This is a genomic window from Lentzea aerocolonigenes, assembly GCF_000955955.1.
GTDB lineage: Bacteria > Actinomycetota > Actinomycetes > Mycobacteriales > Pseudonocardiaceae > Lentzea > Lentzea aerocolonigenes_A.
The window spans coordinates 39,458-56,035 of sequence record NZ_JYJG01000102.1 but is presented as its reverse complement, the minus strand read 5'-3'; the positions used below and the strand labels follow the sequence as shown (position 1 = coordinate 56,035).

At 68.0% G+C, this 16,578-nt stretch carries 16 protein-coding genes and 1 pseudogene; 11 read left to right on the top strand and 6 right to left on the bottom strand.

What is annotated here, in order from left to right; genetic code table 11:
- Positions 1–915: pseudogene (locus UK23_RS16955) on the bottom strand (DUF1996 domain-containing protein); the annotation flags it as partial.
- A gap of 84 nt (positions 916–999) precedes the next feature.
- Positions 1,000–1,887: a DUF4142 domain-containing protein gene (locus tag UK23_RS16950; RefSeq protein WP_052684735.1), complete on the bottom strand. Its 888-nt coding sequence runs from the start codon at positions 1,885–1,887 to the stop codon at positions 1,000–1,002.
- A gap of 127 nt (positions 1,888–2,014) precedes the next feature.
- Here UK23_RS16950 and UK23_RS16945 point away from each other — a divergent pair, with 127 nt between their 5' ends.
- From UK23_RS16945 to UK23_RS16910, 8 genes are all read left to right on the top strand, one after another.
- A complete protein-coding gene (locus UK23_RS16945) occupies positions 2,015–2,773 on the top strand; it encodes an SGNH/GDSL hydrolase family protein (RefSeq protein ID WP_156213169.1) in 759 nt (252 codons plus the stop codon).
- Positions 2,770–3,180, top strand: coding sequence for a hypothetical protein (locus UK23_RS16940; RefSeq protein WP_045312494.1), 411 nt, complete (start codon positions 2,770–2,772; stop codon positions 3,178–3,180). Before UK23_RS16945 ends, UK23_RS16940 begins: the two co-directional genes overlap by 4 nt.
- Positions 3,181–3,355: 175 nt before the next feature.
- Positions 3,356–4,756, top strand: coding sequence for an ABC transporter substrate-binding protein (locus tag UK23_RS16935; RefSeq protein WP_045312493.1), 1,401 nt, complete (start codon positions 3,356–3,358; stop codon positions 4,754–4,756).
- Positions 4,757–4,805: 49 nt separating this feature from the next.
- Complete coding sequence (locus UK23_RS16930) at positions 4,806–6,620, top strand: ABC transporter permease (RefSeq protein ID WP_052684734.1); 1,815 nt, start codon at positions 4,806–4,808, stop codon at positions 6,618–6,620.
- On the top strand, positions 6,617–7,309 hold the full coding sequence (locus tag UK23_RS16925; RefSeq protein ID WP_045312492.1) for an ABC transporter ATP-binding protein: 693 nt from the start codon (positions 6,617–6,619) through the stop codon (positions 7,307–7,309). The genes UK23_RS16930 and UK23_RS16925 overlap by 4 nt, the downstream gene beginning before the upstream one ends.
- Complete coding sequence (locus UK23_RS16920; protein ID WP_045312491.1) at positions 7,306–7,959, top strand: ABC transporter ATP-binding protein; 654 nt, start codon at positions 7,306–7,308, stop codon at positions 7,957–7,959. Before UK23_RS16925 ends, UK23_RS16920 begins: the two co-directional genes overlap by 4 nt.
- Positions 7,956–9,212, top strand: a complete 1,257-nt coding sequence (locus tag UK23_RS16915) for a choice-of-anchor P family protein (protein ID WP_045312490.1) — start codon at positions 7,956–7,958, stop codon at positions 9,210–9,212. The genes UK23_RS16920 and UK23_RS16915 overlap by 4 nt, the downstream gene beginning before the upstream one ends.
- Positions 9,209–9,520, top strand: coding sequence for a hypothetical protein (locus UK23_RS16910; RefSeq protein ID WP_156213168.1), 312 nt, complete (start codon positions 9,209–9,211; stop codon positions 9,518–9,520). The genes UK23_RS16915 and UK23_RS16910 overlap by 4 nt, the downstream gene beginning before the upstream one ends.
- Here the strand turns inward: UK23_RS16910 and UK23_RS16905 are convergent.
- On the bottom strand, positions 9,517–10,284 hold the full coding sequence (locus tag UK23_RS16905) for a class I SAM-dependent methyltransferase (RefSeq protein ID WP_045312488.1): 768 nt from the start codon (positions 10,282–10,284) through the stop codon (positions 9,517–9,519). The two genes, UK23_RS16910 and UK23_RS16905, sit on opposite strands and share 4 nt — an antisense overlap.
- Positions 10,285–10,411: 127 nt before the next feature.
- Here UK23_RS16905 and UK23_RS16900 point away from each other — a divergent pair, with 127 nt between their 5' ends.
- Both UK23_RS16900 and UK23_RS16895 read left to right on the top strand, forming a co-directional pair.
- Positions 10,412–11,743 carry a cellulose binding domain-containing protein gene (locus UK23_RS16900; protein WP_045312487.1) on the top strand — a complete coding sequence of 444 codons (1,332 nt, stop codon included), beginning with the start codon at positions 10,412–10,414 and terminating at the stop codon, positions 11,741–11,743.
- A 170-nt stretch (positions 11,744–11,913) separates the two neighbouring features.
- The gene (locus UK23_RS16895) at positions 11,914–12,924 is read left to right on the top strand and encodes an MFS transporter (protein ID WP_231114530.1); all 1,011 of its coding nucleotides are present in this window, start codon (positions 11,914–11,916) and stop codon (positions 12,922–12,924) included.
- Here UK23_RS16895 and UK23_RS16890 read toward each other — a convergent pair.
- From UK23_RS16890 to UK23_RS16880, 3 genes are read right to left on the bottom strand one after another with little or no spacing between them, the layout of a single operon-like run.
- Positions 12,843–13,535: an LLM class flavin-dependent oxidoreductase gene (locus tag UK23_RS16890; RefSeq protein WP_052684733.1), complete on the bottom strand. Its 693-nt coding sequence runs from the start codon at positions 13,533–13,535 to the stop codon at positions 12,843–12,845. The two genes, UK23_RS16895 and UK23_RS16890, sit on opposite strands and share 82 nt — an antisense overlap.
- Before the next feature lie 4 nt (positions 13,536–13,539).
- Complete coding sequence (locus UK23_RS48715) at positions 13,540–14,655, bottom strand: MFS transporter (RefSeq protein WP_052684732.1); 1,116 nt, start codon at positions 14,653–14,655, stop codon at positions 13,540–13,542.
- Positions 14,656–14,669: 14 nt separating this feature from the next.
- Complete coding sequence (locus UK23_RS16880) at positions 14,670–15,467, bottom strand: NmrA family NAD(P)-binding protein (RefSeq protein ID WP_045312485.1); 798 nt, start codon at positions 15,465–15,467, stop codon at positions 14,670–14,672.
- A 228-nt stretch (positions 15,468–15,695) separates the two neighbouring features.
- On the opposite strand from UK23_RS16880, the gene UK23_RS16875 reads away from it, so the two are divergent.
- The gene (locus UK23_RS16875; protein WP_231114529.1) at positions 15,696–16,550 is read left to right on the top strand and encodes a bile acid:sodium symporter family protein; all 855 of its coding nucleotides are present in this window, start codon (positions 15,696–15,698) and stop codon (positions 16,548–16,550) included.
- Positions 16,551–16,578 lie beyond the last annotated feature (28 nt).

Here is a 16,578-nt window from a genome sequence, read left to right as displayed (position 1 = left end):
GAGTTCGAGCTTGTTGTTCTCTTCCTTGTTGGCCTGGTTCTTCTTGTTCTCGGTGCCCTCGGCCTGGGCCTCGTCGTTGTTGTCGGCGCCGTCGTCGAGCTTGGCCTGCTTCTCGTTCGCGGCCTTCACCTTGCAGGCGGCGAGCGGGTTCAGGTCCGGTGCCTGCTTGCCCTGGCGGCTGAACGCCAGCATCATCCGGTCGAGGATGGCGGCGCGCTTCTCGCGCGTCGGGCCGACGATGATGTTGTCGACGTCCTGGGCCTTGACCGTCTCCAGCCGCTTCTCGGCCTCGTCGGTCACCTTCTCGATGTTCGCGAGTTCCCGGTCGATCTCGGCCTGGGCCTTGTCCGGCACGTCCTCGGGGAGCTTGGAGGCGACGTCGGGGCACTCGAGGCGGGCCGCGGCCTTGTCGGCCTTGTCCTTGTCCTGCTGCGCCTTGTCGTCCTTCTTCGGCGGCTGCTTGGCCGGCTCTTCCTCGTCCTCGGTGTCGATGCGGACGACGGGCCAGAAGTAGGCGGACTTGTCGCCGTTCTTGCAGGTCGTGCCGGCCTTCTGCAGCGACTTGTTGTTCGAGTCGGCGTTGGTCGAAAGGTTGCCGACGTAGTCGTGCAGGTGCTGGGCACCGTTGCGGACACCGGGCTGCGCGATGAAGTTGTCCGGGTTGAAGTGCCCGTTCTCGTTGCGGCCGCAGTCGACGATGAAGTTGCCCTTGGAGGCGTTCTGCTGCTGGTTTACTTTCTTGACGTTCGGCTTCACCTTGGTGATGTCGACGAAGGAGTTCTTGTCCGCCCCGTCGGCGAGCGCGGCGCCATCAGAAGAACTGATGGCCACCACCGCGGCACCGCCAGCGACCAGCGCCATCGCCGCTGCGGCGGCGGTCAGCCAGATCGTGGATTTCCTACGGTGAAAAGCCATTTGCCACCTCGTGTAGTCCGATAAAACGGCATGGTGAAGCTGACGGCGGTTAGCCGTGTGTTCGGGTTTAAGCTCGGTGTGCGGTTAGAACGAACGCGATTTACTTCGTCGGCTCGTCGATTTCTTCTTGGACCGGGAGATCACTCGCATTCCGACCAGCGCGAGCGCGAGCACCGCTATCGCACCGAAGAAGACGCCGTTGTTCTCCCCGAACACGCCTTGCTCGGCGGTGCGGGTGAACTTGGTGCCCTCCGGCACGGTCGGGATCACGCCGTCGGTCGGGTTCGCAGACGCGTCAGCGTTGTTCGAGCTGTTGTCCCCCGTCGGTTCCGGTGCCCCGGAGGCCGCCGGTGGGGGAGCGAGCGGCTGCGGTGACTCCAGACCGGCGAAGTCGACCTTGCCGGTGTCCTCGATCACCTTGATGTGGTCGAAGACGGTGATCATCGCTTGCGTGGAGAGAATGCGGATGAGCTCGTTCTTCGTGCCCGCCCGGATCTGCGCGGCATAGGCGTAGACCTTGCCGTGCGCCGCGCGGAGCCGGTTGGCGAAGACGGCGTCGAACTCGTCACCGTTCGCCGCGTCCATCTCGGCGAGCCAGCCCTTCTGCTCTTCGGTGGCCTCCGTGGGCAACGTGACGCCGAGCAGGACGCCTGCCCGGTTCACCACGTTGTCCAGCAGCGTGTGGCCCTCGATGAGGTGCTTGCTCGCTTCCTGGATCTTGGGCTGGTCGGCCCGCTTGGCCTTGCCCTTCTCGCCCGCGGGCTTCTCCCACAACCCGGCCTGCTTGACCCGGTTCATGAAGTCCCGGTCGGCAGGTCCGAGCGGACCCCACTGCGTCTGCACGACCTCGTCGCCCGTCCCGCCACTTCCGGGCGGCGGGGTCGAGATGGGGGTCGGGGGAGTGGAAGGCAGCACGGCCAACGCGCAGCCCGCCAACGCGACGAGGAGTCGCGTCGGCGTTGCCAAGTTCATGGGGAGTCGCACGATCGGGACTACGGCTCGCAAAGGGAGCCCGCCTCAGTTCGAGACCCCGGCGTTATCGAACCGTTATCGAACCCCGCGCAACCTGGATCTGAACGCGCGACCTAAAGTCCTGAGCATGAGCAAGCGTTTTGTGGCGTTGGGGGATTCGTTCACCGAAGGCGTGGGTGACGAAGACGCAGGTCGGCCCAATGGTGTGCGGGGATGGGCGGACCGCGTGGCCGACGTACTGGGGGCTGCGGACCCGGAGTTCACCTACGCCAACCTCGCCGTGCGGGGCCGGTTGTTGCCCCAGGTGCTCGACGAGCAGCTCGAGCGCGCTCTCGCGATGAACCCGGACCTCGTCTCGCTCTACGCGGGCGGGAACGATCTCATGCGGCCGAAGGTGAACATCGACGCTCTGATGCGCCGGTACCGCGATGCGGTGGCGCGCTGCGTGCAGGCCGGCGCCCTCGTCATCCTCTTCACAGGTGTGGACGGGGCAGACGACCCGGTGTTCCGCAAGATGCGTGGTCGCGTGGCCATCTACAACGAGCACGTGCGTGCGATCGCGGCCGAGTTCTCCTGCGTGCTGGTGGACATGTGGGCGATGAAGCAGCTGCGTGACCGCCGCATGTGGTCTGCCGATCGGCTGCACCTCAACTCTCTGGGGCACACCGAGGTCGCCATTTCGGTGCTCGACGGTCTTGGGGTCTCGCACGCTCTGCAGCGGACGGTGCTCGGAGCGGCTCCGCTGGTCGACCGGAAGGTGCGGCGCGCGGAGGACTGGCAGTGGGCGCGCGAGCACGTCGTGCCGTGGGTGATGCGCCGGCTGCGCGGGGAGTCGTCCGGAGACGTGATCCGGGCTCGCCGCCCTGAGTTGCTGCCGCCGTCGTGAAGGACGAGCGATGGACGATCTACGCGCGAGAAGAGGCCGGATCGTGGTCGAACTACTACGAGCTCGACGCCAAGGGGTGGATCAACCGTCACATGTCGTTGAAGCAGGGTGACTGGTCGGCGCCGACGGCGTGGGGCACTGTCGAGCTGGAGCCGTCCTGTGACCGCTGGTTCGGTCGGATCCCGCACGACCACGTGGACGAGTGGCTGTGCGGGCCGGGCATCGAGCTCGTCGACCCCGGCAAGTTCGACGAGCTGTGGGGTCTCGCCCGCGGTGCGCTCGGCAAGCCTGTGGAGCTCATCCCGTTGCCGGTGGTGGAGCGGCCTGCGGTGGGCAAGCCGTTCTACGACAGGCCCGGCTACCGCTTCCGCATGGCCATGCGCAGGCTGTTCAGCTGGCGCCCGTAGGTAGAACGTGTTCCTTGGCGCGAGGTGGTCTAACGAGGTAACTCGCGTTTGGTAACGGTTTTCCGCCAGGTTGTTTGCATGTAGAACGCGTTCTAGAAAACGTGTGGGCCACCTGGGTGAAATCGCTGGTAGCGGGCCTGGGCTGGATTGATGCAGTGGCCTAGCGTTCGTCCGCATGCATCGCAGGGCTGCGCTGATCGCTTTGGTGGTCTGCGCGTTGATCGCGGGGTGCGGGAGCAGGCTCACCTCCGAGCAACGCGCCGCACTCGCCGTGCCTCAAGGCGGCGGGTCGGGGGTTCAGGAGGGCACGGCACCGGTCGAGGAAGGCGGGGTGCCCGGCAGCGAGGGCACCGCGGGTCAGCCCGGTGCGAACAACCCCGGGCAGCCCAACAAGCAGCCGAACCCGCCGGGGAGCATCGCGGGTGGGTGCCAGGGGACCGGTGGCGCCACGGACAAGGGTGTGACCGCGGGCGAGATCACGATCGCCAACATCTCGGACATCAGCGGGCCGGTGCCCGGCCTGTTCCAGGCGGCGCAGCAGGGGACGAAGGCGTTCGTCGAGTACTTCAACGCCACCCAGGGCGCGATCTGCGGCCGCAAGCTCAAGCTCGTGTCGTTCGACTCGCGCACCGACAGCGGCGGCGACCAGCAGGCCACTGCGCAGGCGTGCGAGCAGGCGTTCGCCATGGTCGGCTCGATGTCCGGGTTCGACCAGGGCGGCGGTCCGGCGGCTTCCGCTTGTGGGATCCCGGACCTGCGCGCCTCCACGGTCACGGTCCAGCGGCAGCGCACCCCGGTCAGCTTCGGCGTCGCGTCCAACGTGGTGAACCTCGTGTCCTCGGCCTACCCGGACCTGATCAAGTCGAGCTTCCCGAACGCCGCCGGCGCCGCGTCGTTCCTCTACCTCAACGTCGACGCGAGCTCGCAGAACGCACGCAGTATGCAAAAAGCAGCCGAGCAGCGCGGGTTGAAGTTCGTATACACGCAGGCCATCGACATCGCCGACGTCAACTACGCGCCCTATGTGGCGAAGCTCAAGGAGACGGGCGCGAAGATCGTCTACTGGATGGGGTCGGCGCAGTACGCGGTCCGGTTGCAGCAGGCGATGCGGCAGCAAGGGTTCACGCCGGAAGCCTTCATCACGGACCCGTCGGCGTACGACGCGCAGTACGTGCGCCAAGGCGGAGCGGCGGTCGACGGCACCGTCGTCTACACGAACGGCGGGTTGTTCGAGGAGAACAACGCCCAGGTGGCGCTCTACAAGCAGTGGCTGGGGCGGGTGGCGCCCGGTGCGGCGCCGTCGTACTTCGGGATGTTCGCGTGGGCTGCGGCACGGCTGTTCGTGCAGCTCGCCGCGAAGATCGGGCCGCAGTTGACGCGCAAGGCGATGCTCGACCAGGTGCGCGGGGTGCACGACTTCACCGCCGAGGGGATGGTCGCGCCGCAGGACGTCGGTGGGAAGCGGACCTCGGCGTGCATGTCGCTGGTGCGGTTGAAGGGCGGGACGTGGTCGCGGCTCGCGCCGGCGTCCGGGTACTCGTGCGGTGCCCTGATCGACACGGGGGTGGGCGGATGACGGCCGACGTCGCCTGCACCCGCTTCGGCCTCGTCACTGGTGGTGGCTCATGACCGCGCTCCTCGCCTACACCATCTTCGGCCTGGTCACCGGGGGTGCGTACGCGGTCGTCGCGGGCGGCCTCGTCCTCACCTACAGCACCTCCAAGGTGTTCAACGTCGGTCATGGCGCGATCGGCATGGTGATGGCGTTCCTGTACTGGGAGCTGGCCGAGAACCGCGGCCTGCCGCAGTGGCTCGCGTTGCTGCTCGTGGTCGGCGTTTGTGCGCCGCTGTTCGGGTTGCTGATCGAGCGGTTCATCATGCGCCGGCTGGCTGGGGCGCCGGTCGGGATCACGCTCGTCGCCGGAGTCGGCGTGCTGGTCGGGTTGATCGGGGCGGCGCAGGCGATCTGGCCACCGGAGGCGCGGCCCGTGCGGCCGTTCCTCGACCAGTACGGGATCCACATCGGACAGTCCTTTGTGAGCGGGCACGACCTGGTCACGCTGGCGTGCGCCGTGCTGGTCGCGGGTGGGTTGTACTTCCTGTTGAACCGGACTCGTACCGGCTTGGCGATGCGCGCGTGCGTGGATGCCCCTGAGCTGGCGGCGTTGTACGGCACTCGGCCACAGCGGTTGTCGGCGTTGAGCTGGGCGATCGGGTCGTCGTTGGCGGCGTTGGGCGGGATTCTGCTGACGCCGGTCGTGCAGCTCGACTACGTGACGATGACGTTGCTCGTGATCACGGCCTACACCGCGGCTTTGGTGGGGCGGTTGCGGAGTCTGCCGTTGACGTTCGTGGGTGCGCTGGGGCTCGGGCTGGTGCAGTCCTACGCGGTGGCCTACCTGCCGTCCTCGCCGTTCTGGATCAGTTTCCGGGTCGCGATCCCGGCTTTGCTGCTGTTCGTGGTGCTGCTCGCGATGCCGCAGTCGCCGTTGCGGATCGGTGGCGTGCGGGGGTCGCGCGGGGTGGCGGTGCCTTCAGGGTTGGCGACCGGGGTGGGTGCGGCGCTGTTCCTGGGTGTCGTCGTGGTGTTGGCGCTGCTGGTGGACACGGTGGTGGCCGGGCAGTTGGCGCTGGGGCTGGTGTTCGGGATCGTGCTGCTGTCGATGGTGCTGCTCACCGGATACGGCGGGGTGGTGTCGCTGGGGCAGTTCACGTTCGTCGGCGTGGGCGCGGTGACGGTGGCGCGGCTCGGTGGCTCGCCGTGGACGCTCGTCGCCGGTTCTCTGGTGGCGGCGGCGATCGGTGCGGTGATCGCTCTGACGGCACTGCGGGTGAGTGGGCTGTACCTGGCGTTGGCGACGTTGGGGTTCGCGCAGCTGATGGACAAGCTGGTGCTGCAGTCGCCGATCGCGTTCGGGGTGCGGGGGAGTCTGCAGGTGCCGCCGCTGTTCTCGTCTTCTGCTGCACAGCTCGTGCTGGCAGCGTCGTTGTTCGCGCTGGTCGGGGCCGGGGTGCTGGCGGTGCGGCGAGGGCGGCTCGGGCGGCGGATGATCGCGGTCAAGGACAGCTCGGCTGCGTGCGCGACGCTCGGCATGAACGTGCGGTGGATCCGGGTCTGGGTGTTCTCGCTGTCGGCGGCGATCGCGGGCCTGGCCGGCGGGTTGTTCGCGCAGCTGCGGGAAACCGTTGCGGCGAGCGACTTCCAGCTGTTCAACAACCTGCCGCTGCTGCTGTTCGCGGTGATCGCGGGCGTGACGTCGGTGTCCGGGGCGGCTCTGGGCGGGCTGCTGCTGATGCTGCTTCCCGTGCTGCAGAGCGGTTTCCCGGCGTTCGCTGGAGCGGCTGTCGTTCTGCTGGGGGTGGCGGCGGCCGGGTTGGCGCGTGATCCCAACGGCCTGATGAGCTGGTTCTTCCGCGCCTGGTCCTGGCGGCGCGCATGAGCACGCTGCAGGTGCAGGGAGTGACGGTCCGCTTCGGTGAGGTGACCGCGGTCAACGACGTGACCTTGTCGGTGGACGTCGGCGTCACCGGATTGATCGGTCCCAACGGCGCGGGCAAGACGACGTTGTTCGACGTGATCAGCGGACTGCGGCGGCCGTCGTCCGGTCGTGTTCTGCTCGATTCCACGGACATCACGTCCCGTTCACCGCACCAGCGGTCCCGGCTGGGCGTGGCGCGGACGTTCCAGCGGCTCGAGGTGTTCGGGTCGCTGACCGTGTGGGAGAACGTCGTGGTGGCGCTGGAAAGCCGCCGCCGGCCGTCTCGCCTTGCTGGTGGGCTGTTGGAACGGGTGGGGATCGCGGAGTTCTCGTCGAACCAGGCCGACACCGTGCCGACCGGTGCGGCCCGGCTGCTGGAGCTGGCCCGCGCGTTGGCCACCGACCCTTCCTTGCTGCTCTTGGACGAACCGTCGTCGGGACTGGACCGGGCCGAGACGGACGCGTTCGGCGCGCTGCTGCGGGAGTTGGTGGGCGAGGGGCGTGCGGTCGTGCTGGTGGAGCACGACATGGACCTGGTCATGAACTACTGCGACGTCGTGCACGTGCTGAACCTGGGCCGCCTGCTGACTTCTGGTTCACCTGAGGAGATCCGCTCGCACGAGGGTGTCCGGGAGGCGTATCTCGGATGATCGATCTCACGGACGTCCACGCCGGCTATGGCCGCATCGAGGTGCTGCGCGGCGTCTCGTTGAACGTGCCGCGCGGCACGGTGACGGCGTTGCTCGGCCCCAACGGCGCCGGGAAGTCCACCCTGGTCAAGGTCCTGAGTGGACAGTTGCGGGCGACTTCCGGCCACGTTCATCTGGGCGGTGTGCACGTGAACGACGCCGCGCCCGACGCGTTGGCACGAGCCGGGCTGTGCACGATCCCGGAAGGCCGCGCGATCTTCCCGAACCTCACGGTCGCCGAGAACCTGCGCTTGATGCGCGGAGATCCTTCAGCGGTCTATGACCGCTTTCCCCGGTTGCGGGCCCGGCAACGGCAGCTCGCGGGCTCGATGTCCGGCGGCGAGCAGCAGATGCTCGCGTTCTCCCGCGCCCTGATCACCGACCCGGCCGTCGTCGTGATCGACGAGCTCTCGATGGGCCTGGCGCCGGTGATCGTGGCCGAGCTGTACGAGGTGGTGCGCGAGCTGGCTTCCGGCGGCGTCACCATGCTGATCGTCGAGCAGTTCGCCGAGACCGCGTCCTCGGTGGCAGATCAGGTCGTCGTGATGGCGCACGGCGAGATCGCCGCGGACAACGACCTGGCTTCCGTCTACTTCGGAGGGACGTCATGAGGTACGCACTCGTCCTGCTGCTTCTCCTGCTGTCCCCGGCGCCTGCGCAGGCCGCCGAGATCGGTGGTTTCACACTCTCCGCCCACGCCGCGCCCGTCTCCGTTCTGCTGCACACCGATCTGCTCCCGGTACCGGCGGAACCCCAGGGCGAAGTGCACCTCTCCTACACCCAGACCGAGCTGGGTTCGGGCCCGATCGGCCGTTCTCTCGCGAGCTCCGTGTGGCCCGGCGCGGCCGTCGGCACCGGTCTGCCGCAGCTCTTGGGCTTCGCCTACCCGGTGCAGGCCAACGCTGCGCACCCCGGCGGCCCGGCGGACGAGTCGAAGTCGGGCATGCGGGTTTCGGCGGGTGCCTCCAAGACCGAGTCGTACGCGGGCGCTCGTCAGGAAGTGCCGTTCTTGCTCACCGCGGATGGCCTCTCCTCGACGAGCACGAACGTCGTTGGTGCGTCGGAGGTCCGCTCTTCGGCGGTGACGTCCGCACAAACGATCTCGCTGCTCGCCGGTCTCGTGGTGATGTCGGGCGTGAAGTTCGAATCCGTCGCGGTGAGCGATGGCAGCAAGGGGAGCGGCACGAGCACGTTCTCCGTCGCCGAGTTCACCGTGCTGGGCCAGAAGTTCCCCGTCAAGTCGCCGGCCGCCCCACCGGACGGCTTGCTGAAGGCCCTGGAACCACTGGGAATCACGCTGACCTGGCCCACGTCCGCGACCAAGACCGAGGGCACCGGGGCGACCTCGACGTCTCGCGGCCTGACCCTGACCGTCGACGTCATGGTGTTGCGGACCAAGCTGGGTCTGGGCGGCATCCTGGACGGGGTGCTGGCACCGTTGCTGCCCAAGGAACTCGTGCCGCTGCTGAACCCGCTGCGCAAGATGGTGGTGATCGTCGGCGACACCGAGGCCGTCGCAAACGCTTCCGCCTCCGTGTCCTTGCCTCCGCCTGATGTGCCTGTGCCGCAAGCACCTCTCGTACCACCGCCTGCAGACGGTGGTGTCTCCGCACCTTCGCCGGGCACGCCCCCGGTAGCCGGTGTCACGCCACCGCGAGCCGTCACTCCGGTCGCTTCTTCCCGCGCCAGGCCTCGGTCGTTGCTCGACTTCCCCGGTGTCCCCGCGTTGATCGTGCTGGCGGGCCTGGGGATAGCGGCCGCGGGAGCGTTCGGCATGAAGTCGTTCGGCACGTTCCTGCTGGGCGGCGCTCCTTGTCCCTCCGGACACCCCACCGGTGTCCCCGACCTCCGGGCGAACTCATGACCATGCAGGACCGGCGCCGCGCACGGATGCAGAGCGGGCTCGGCTTGATCGGCACGATGCTGATGACGGCGGGGATCGCGGCGATCCTCTTCGCCTGGTGGGGCGTCGCGCACACCGGCTACGTGTGGGAGCAGATCCCGTACGTGGTGTCGGGAGGGATGCTCGGGGTGGGGCTGATCGGGGTGGGTGGGTTCCTGTACTTCGGGTCGTGGCTGGTCAAGCTGCTGGAGGAGCAGCGGCAGACCACGTACGCACTGTTGCAGCTGCTGGACGACCGGGCGGCGGAGCGTGACGCCGAGCGCGTCTAACGCGCGGTGAGGGAGTAGGCGGAGAGCGGCACGTTGCCGCTCTTCCGCGCGATCTGCCGCAGCAGGTCCTTGGCGAGCCCGTCCGGAGCGTCCTGCAGCGCGGCCGCGATCTCCCAGTCCGCGTCCTGCAACGCGCTGGTGTCCATCCCGGCGACCTCCTCGACCTCCCAGCCGGCGCGTTCCAGCGCGGCGACCAGCGTCGCACGGGTGAGCGGAGCGCGGACGTTTCCCTCCGACTCGCTCATGCGGTCCTGGGCGAGCACCGCGAGCAGGTGCGGGACCTGGCTCGGGTGTGCGGGTTCCGGGTCCCACTCGGCGAAGCACAGCCGGGTGCCGAGCGAGCGGACCCGCTGAAGTGTGCGCGACAGCAGGTCGGCGGACGCGAAGTACCAGGAGCAGTGGGCGAGCACCACGAAGTCGTAACCGGTACCGACGTCATCGGTCAGCACGTCCGTCTCGTAGCGCATGGAGATGCGCGAGCCGAGCGGGCCGGCGAGAAGGTGCTCGGCGGACTGGCCGACCGTGACCGGCGAGCCGTAGGAAGGCGGAGCCACGTCGACGCCGACGACCCTCCCGTTTGGACCCACGAGCGAAGCCAGCACCGCGGTCATGTCGCCCTGCCCGCACCCGACCTCCAGAACCGAGGCCCCGTCGGGAATCCGCCACTCCGCGGCGAGCGCGGCGCGATATGTCGTCTGAGCTACCTGGATGTCCGGATCGGGCACCCACGCGGCCATGAGCTGGGCGATTTCGTGAGCGTTCATCAAGCCAGACCATAGGAGAGCGATCCCACGACCGCACGCCGATTTGGTTTGTTCACACCCTTGAACCATTGGTTTAGACCAGTTAACGTGCCTCCCATCACGTTCCCCCTGCACGTGAAGGAGCACCATGAAGAGGTTTCGCTGGCAAATCCTGACCTTGGGGCTGGCCTTGGCCACCGTGGTCGGAGGCGTCGTCGCCGCTCCCGCGAGCGGCGCGACGGGCGTGACGGCGGCGTTCACCAAGACGTCGGACTGGGGCAGCGGCTACGAGGCCAAGTACACGATCTCGAACGGCGGCTCGTCCGCGCTCACGGCGTGGACCGTCGAGTTCACGCTCCCGAGCGGACAGTCGATCGCGTCGCTCTGGGACGGCAGCTACACGGCCAGCGGCCAGAACATCACCGTCAAGAACACCTGGAACGGCAGCATCGGCGTCGGTGGCACGGCGAGCTTCGGCTTCACCGTGCGCGGATCGGGTGCGAACCCGTCCAACTGCAAGGTCAACGGCGGCTCGTGCGACGGTGGAACCCCGCCGACGACCACGACCACCACGACGACGACCACCACGTCGAACCCGCCGTTGCCCGGCACCGGCCGCGGCGCGCCCTACCTGTACCTGGGCTGGGGCAACCCGCAGAGCGCGACGCAGGTCATGAGCTCGACCGGCGTCAAGTGGTTCACGCTCGCGTTCGTCCTGTCCGGCGGCGGCTGCACCCCCTCGTGGGACAGCCAGCGCCCGCTCACCGGCGGCGCCGACCAGCAGACGATCAACGCGATCCGCTCGGCCGGCGGTGACATCGTGCCGTCGTTCGGTGGCTGGAGCGGCAACAAGCTCGGTCCGAACTGCTCGACGCCCGAGGCGTTGGCCGGTGCGTACCAGCAGGTGATCAACGCCTACGGGCTGAAGGCCATCGACATCGACATCGAGAACTCCGACGAGTTCGAGAACACGACCGTCCAGGACCGGATCATCACCGCGCTGAAGATCGTCAAGCAGAACAACCCGGGTCTGCAGACGATCGTCACGTTCGGCACCGGCGTGACCGGCCCGAACTTCTACGGCGCGCGGCTGATCGACCAGTCGAAGGCGCTCGGCGCGAACATCGACATCTTCACGATCATGCCGTTCGACTTCGGCAGCTCGAACATCCGCACCGACACCATCGGCGCGGCCACGGGCCTGAAGAACAAGATCAAGTCGACGTTCGGTTACAGCGACGCCGAGGCGTTCAAGCACGTCGGCATCTCCGGCATGAACGGACTGTCGGACCAGCGCGAGCTCACTTCGGTGGACGACTGGACCGCGATCCGCGACTGGTCGAAGTCCAACGGCCTGGGGCGCCTGGCGTTCTGGTCGGTGAACCGCGACCGCGGCGGCTGCGACGGCCAGGTGTCGTCCAGCTGCTCGGGCATCCAGCAGGCCGACCTCGCGTTCACCCGCATCACCGCCGGTTTCTGACACGTTCTGATTCCGATCGGTCACAAGCCGTCAGCGCCATTTATTCGGTGGCGCTGGCGGCTTACCCTTGTGCCATGCGCCGACGACATTGATCTTCAACTGATCTGACCAGGACCGCGACGGCGTGGGCGTGGTGTTCGCACCTCATCCCGATCTACGCGCTGTACGCGTTGCTCTTCGCCGACAGCGGGCTGTCGGACGCCTCCATCTCCGTGCTGCTCACGATCTGGTCGCTGACCGCGGTCGTGTTCGAGGTGCCGTCCGGTGCCATCGCCGACCGCTTCTCCCGCCGCAGCTCGCTGGTCGCCGCCGGTGTGCTGCAGGCGCTCGGATACGCGGCTTGGGTGGTGTTCCCGTCCTTCTGGGGCTTCGCGGCCGGCTTCGTGCTGTGGGGTCTGGGCGGGACTTTGACGTCCGGTGCGTTCGAAGCCCTGCTGTACGACGGGTTGGCGGCTACCGGCGACGAAGAGCAGTACGGGCGGCTCAACGCCAGGGTCGACACCATCGAGCTGATCGCCCAGGTGCCGGTCGCCGTCGTGGCCACCGCGTTGTTCTCCTTCGGCGGCTACCAGCTGGCCGGCTGGGTGTCCGTCGCGATGTGCTTGCTCTCGTCGGTGATCGCGTTGCGCTTCCCGGAACCTGCGCGCGAGGCTGAGGAACACGAGAGCTACTTCGCGACGTTGCGCGAGGGTCTGCGCGCGTCCGTGCCGATCAAACGTGCTGTGCTCGCAGTGGCTCTGGTGTACGCGATCGACGCGTTCGAGGAGTACTTCTCGCTGCTGGCCCAGGATTGGCACGTGCCGACGGTGTGGGTGCCGCTGGCGACGATCGGAGTGCCACTGCTGGGTGCGGCCGGTGCCTCGCTCGCCGGACGACTTCCGTTCCGCGGCTGGGTTCTGTTCGCCTCAGGTGTGGTGCTGATCGTGGCCGCGGTGTGGGCCGTTCCGCTCGCGATCATCCTTTTGGGACTGTTCTACGGCCTGTACCGGTTCGTGCTGGTGCACGTGGAAACCGAACTGCAGCACCGGATCGAGTCCGATGCCCGCGCCACGGTGACCTCGGTCGCGGCGATCGCGTCCGAGTTCGTGGCGTTCGCGATCTACGGCTTGTGGGTGCTCGGGTCGGCGGCGGCGATCGGCGTGCTGATCCTGGTGGTGGCGCTGGCGATCTGGCGGAGGTGATCGAGGTCGCGAGCTTCGATCAACAACCGGTCGGGGTTGAGCGCGAGGCCTTCCTCAGGTGTCTTCGCGAGCACGCCGAGCCGTGGATGCTCGGCCTGGTCGCGATACCTGGCAACGTGTTCTGTCTGACCCGCGAACACGAACAGCCCGTCACCGTGCTGCGCGGCCAAGTCGGCGATCTCGGGCGAGCGGGTGCAGGCGTGCCAGAGGTAAGGCCTGTTGTGCCACAACGATTTGAACGTCTCGTAGTGCTCGATGGTGAGTGGCAGGCTGTACTCGATCTCCTTGCCGAACCAGCCGAACACCCTGGCGGTGTTGCCTCTCCCGAGCACGAGGTCGACCCGGTCCGGGGCGAGCAGTTGCAGGGTGGAGTACTCGGCCGCGAGCCGGGCCGGGTCGTTCGTGGTGATCAGCGTGGTGGCGGTGGAGAGCTTCAGCGTCGTCCTCGCCGCGATGTGGGCGAGCAGCGTGGTCGGCGAGGACGAGTTGTAGGGCGGATTGTGGTGCTCTCCCACCGCGAAGACGTCGAAACCCGCCTCCTCGGCCGCGATCGCCAGCTCGACGATCCCCAGAGGGGTGAGGTCGCCCGCGGTGAAGACGCCGATCTGCACGGTCTCAGTGTGCTCGGCCGAGCCACAACGTCCACAGGCAGCCCGCCGCGGCCAGTGCGCCACCGGTGGCCAGCGCCAGCGGGATGTCCTCGACGTTCGCGACGAGACCGAGCAGGATCGGGCCGCCGCCGAGCCCGATGTCGATGAACGCGCTGGCCGTGCCGGACGCCGCCCCGCGCTGGTGCGGTGCGGCGGTGGCGAAGACGGCCGCGAAGAACGCCGGCGTGCTGAACGTGACACCCAGGCCGAGCACGATGCTGCCTACCAGCAACATGTCGGGAACGGCTGTGAAGACGAGTGCCGCCGCGATGATCGCGAGGGCGATGGCGCCGAGCTTCAACGGCGGCACGCGGTCCGGGACCTTCGCGAACACCATCCGTGCCGCCACCACCGTTGCGCCGTAGAGGAAAAGCGGCAGGCTGGTGTTCTCGAGCCCGCTCTGCTGGGCGCGCAACGCGGAGAACGCGAGGAACCCGCCGCAGGCCGCGAGCGCGGCGCAGAGTCCGATGCTCGGCGCGATGGCGGGCCGGTGGATCAGCTTGGTGTCCGAGCCTGTCGCGGGCGTCCCGGTCTCGCCGAGGAACACCGAGACAACGGCTGCCACCACGCAAAGCGCCGCGGCGGTGAGCCAGGCGGCGGGGAACGACAGCTGGGTGAGCACTTCACCGAGCGGCGGGCCCGCGGCGAGACCCAGGTAGAGGCCGAGCGAGTTGAGGCTGAGGGCTTCGCCGAGACGTTCGGGTGGCGCGATGTCGACCAGGGCAGCGAACCCGGCGACGAAGAAGGCTGCTTCGCCGACGCCCAGCAGGAGCCTGAGGGCGACGACCGCTTCGAGGCTGGAGGCGAGCGCGGTGAGCGAGAGGCTGATCGCGGCGAGCGCGGTGCCGCCGATCAGCAGCGGTCTTCGGCCGAGACGGTCGGTGAGGCGGCCTGCGAACGGGCGGAGGAGGAGCGCGGAGACGGCGAACGAGCCGAACGCGAGGCCCGCTGCGGCTTTCGAGTTGTGCAGCGGGCCGGTGACGTACAGGGGCAGGGTGTAGACCGCGATGCCCATCGCGGTGAAGTAGCCCAGGTCAGCGGCCGTGAGGAGGGCGAAGCGCGAGGTCAGCAGGCGCGCCATCGCAACAGGGTGCGCTAGGAGACGCCGTTCCGCACGTCGGACAAGTAGGCGGCGAAGGTGCGCAGGCCGGGGTGCAGGGCGCGCAGAGCTTCGATGTCGACTTCTGGTTCCGCGGTGGTGCCGAACACCTTGCGCAACTCCGGGTCGTCCACCTGGATCTGTTCGTACTCGACGCCCAGCGCGTTCGCGATCTCCAGCGGTGTCAGGAGATCGCCGGCCAGGGTGAGGTCGGCGCCGATGAACCGTGCCGGGTCGGCGAAGACCTCGGCCGCGATGGCGCCGATGTCGTCGACCGCGATCAAGTGGTAGCCGACGCTCGGGTGCAGGAGATGGGTCAGTTTCTTCATGCCGGGGTGGTGCAGGCCGTTCATGAACGTCGTCGGCCGCAGCACGGTCGTGGGCACGCCGATGTCCGCGATGTGCCGCTCGACCTCCCACTTGCTGTCGAACGACGCGACGCCGGTCCGCGACTGCGCGGCGACCAGCGAGGCGTATACGAGGTGGGGGACTTGTGCGGCGAGAGCGGCGTCGGCGACGTTGCGGCCCCATCGGGTTTCCACGGTGGGGGAGTAGCCCTGCGGGGCGCGCGGGTCGTGCGGTGCGGGCTGGACGCTGAACACCGCGTCGGCGCCGTTGAACGCGCTGGTGAGCTCGTTCGGTGAGTCCTGGTCGGCCACGACCGTCTCCGCGCCGGGGATTTGCGCGGACGGGTTGCGGGTCACCGCGCGGACGGTCCAGCCCGCTTCGACCAGGTGCTTCGTGACGGCGCCGCCCTGCCTGCCGGTTGCGCCCATGACCACTGCAGTCTTCATCTTCCGCCCCCAGATGGTTTTTTTCGAAACTACCTGAGGTGGAAAGTGCTCATCATCTGAGCACTTTCTGGCCGCACCCGAAAAGTTGCCACCCGGAAATTTTTGGAGGGGCCGCACAGGTGCCGCCACCTGGGCGATTCCACTGGCGGCGGCGTAACGCCAAGATCTGCGGATCAGATCAAACTGCACAAGCCGGACATTTGTGCAGGAGATTCACGGAGGCCGCCCGTGCTCGTCGTTCAGATCTTCCTGCCGCTGGCGCTCGCCCTGGTCATGTTCGGCCTCGGCCTCACGCTCACGGTCGCCGACTTCGCCCGAGTCGCGAAATACCCCAAGGCCGCGCTCATCGCCCTGGTCTGCCAAGTGATCATCCTGCCCGCGATCTGCCTCGGGCTGGTGCTCGCGTTCGGCCTCAAGGGTGTGCTGGCGGTTGGGATGATGCTGCTGGTGGCGTCGCCGGGCGGGACGTCGGCGAACCTCTTCAGCCACCTGGCGGGCGGCGACGTGGCTCTCAACATCACGTTGACCGCGATCAACTCGGTGCTCGCGGTGTTCACGTTGCCGCTGGTGGTCGGGCTGAGCATGGCGCATTTCATGGGGGATGACGCGGCGGTCGGCTTGCAGCCGGCGAAGTTCGTGCAGGTGTTCGCGATCGTGCTGGTGCCGGTGGCGATCGGCATGTGGGTGCGCAGCCGCTTCGAGGCCTGGGCGCTGCGGATGAACGATCCCGTGCGGATCGCGTCGGTCGTCGTGCTGGTGCTGGTGATCATCGCGGCGATCGCGCAGGCCTACCAGCAGCTGCTCGACAACATCGGGACGCTCGGACCGGTCGCGCTGCTGCTGAGCATCCTGAGCCTGCTGATCGGGTACTACGTGCCGAAGGCGTTCAAGGTCGAACGCGGTCAGGCCGTCGCGTCGGCCATGGAGATCGGGATCCACAACGCCACGATCGCGATCACGTTGGCGCTGACCGTGTTGAACGACGAGACGATGGCGATCCCGCCCGCGGTGTACGGCGTGCTGATGTACCTGCCCGCTGCGGTGGCGGTGCGGTTGCTGTCCCGGCACAGGACTGTGGTCTAAAGAGGTTGCGCGCCCAGGTGGGTGGACA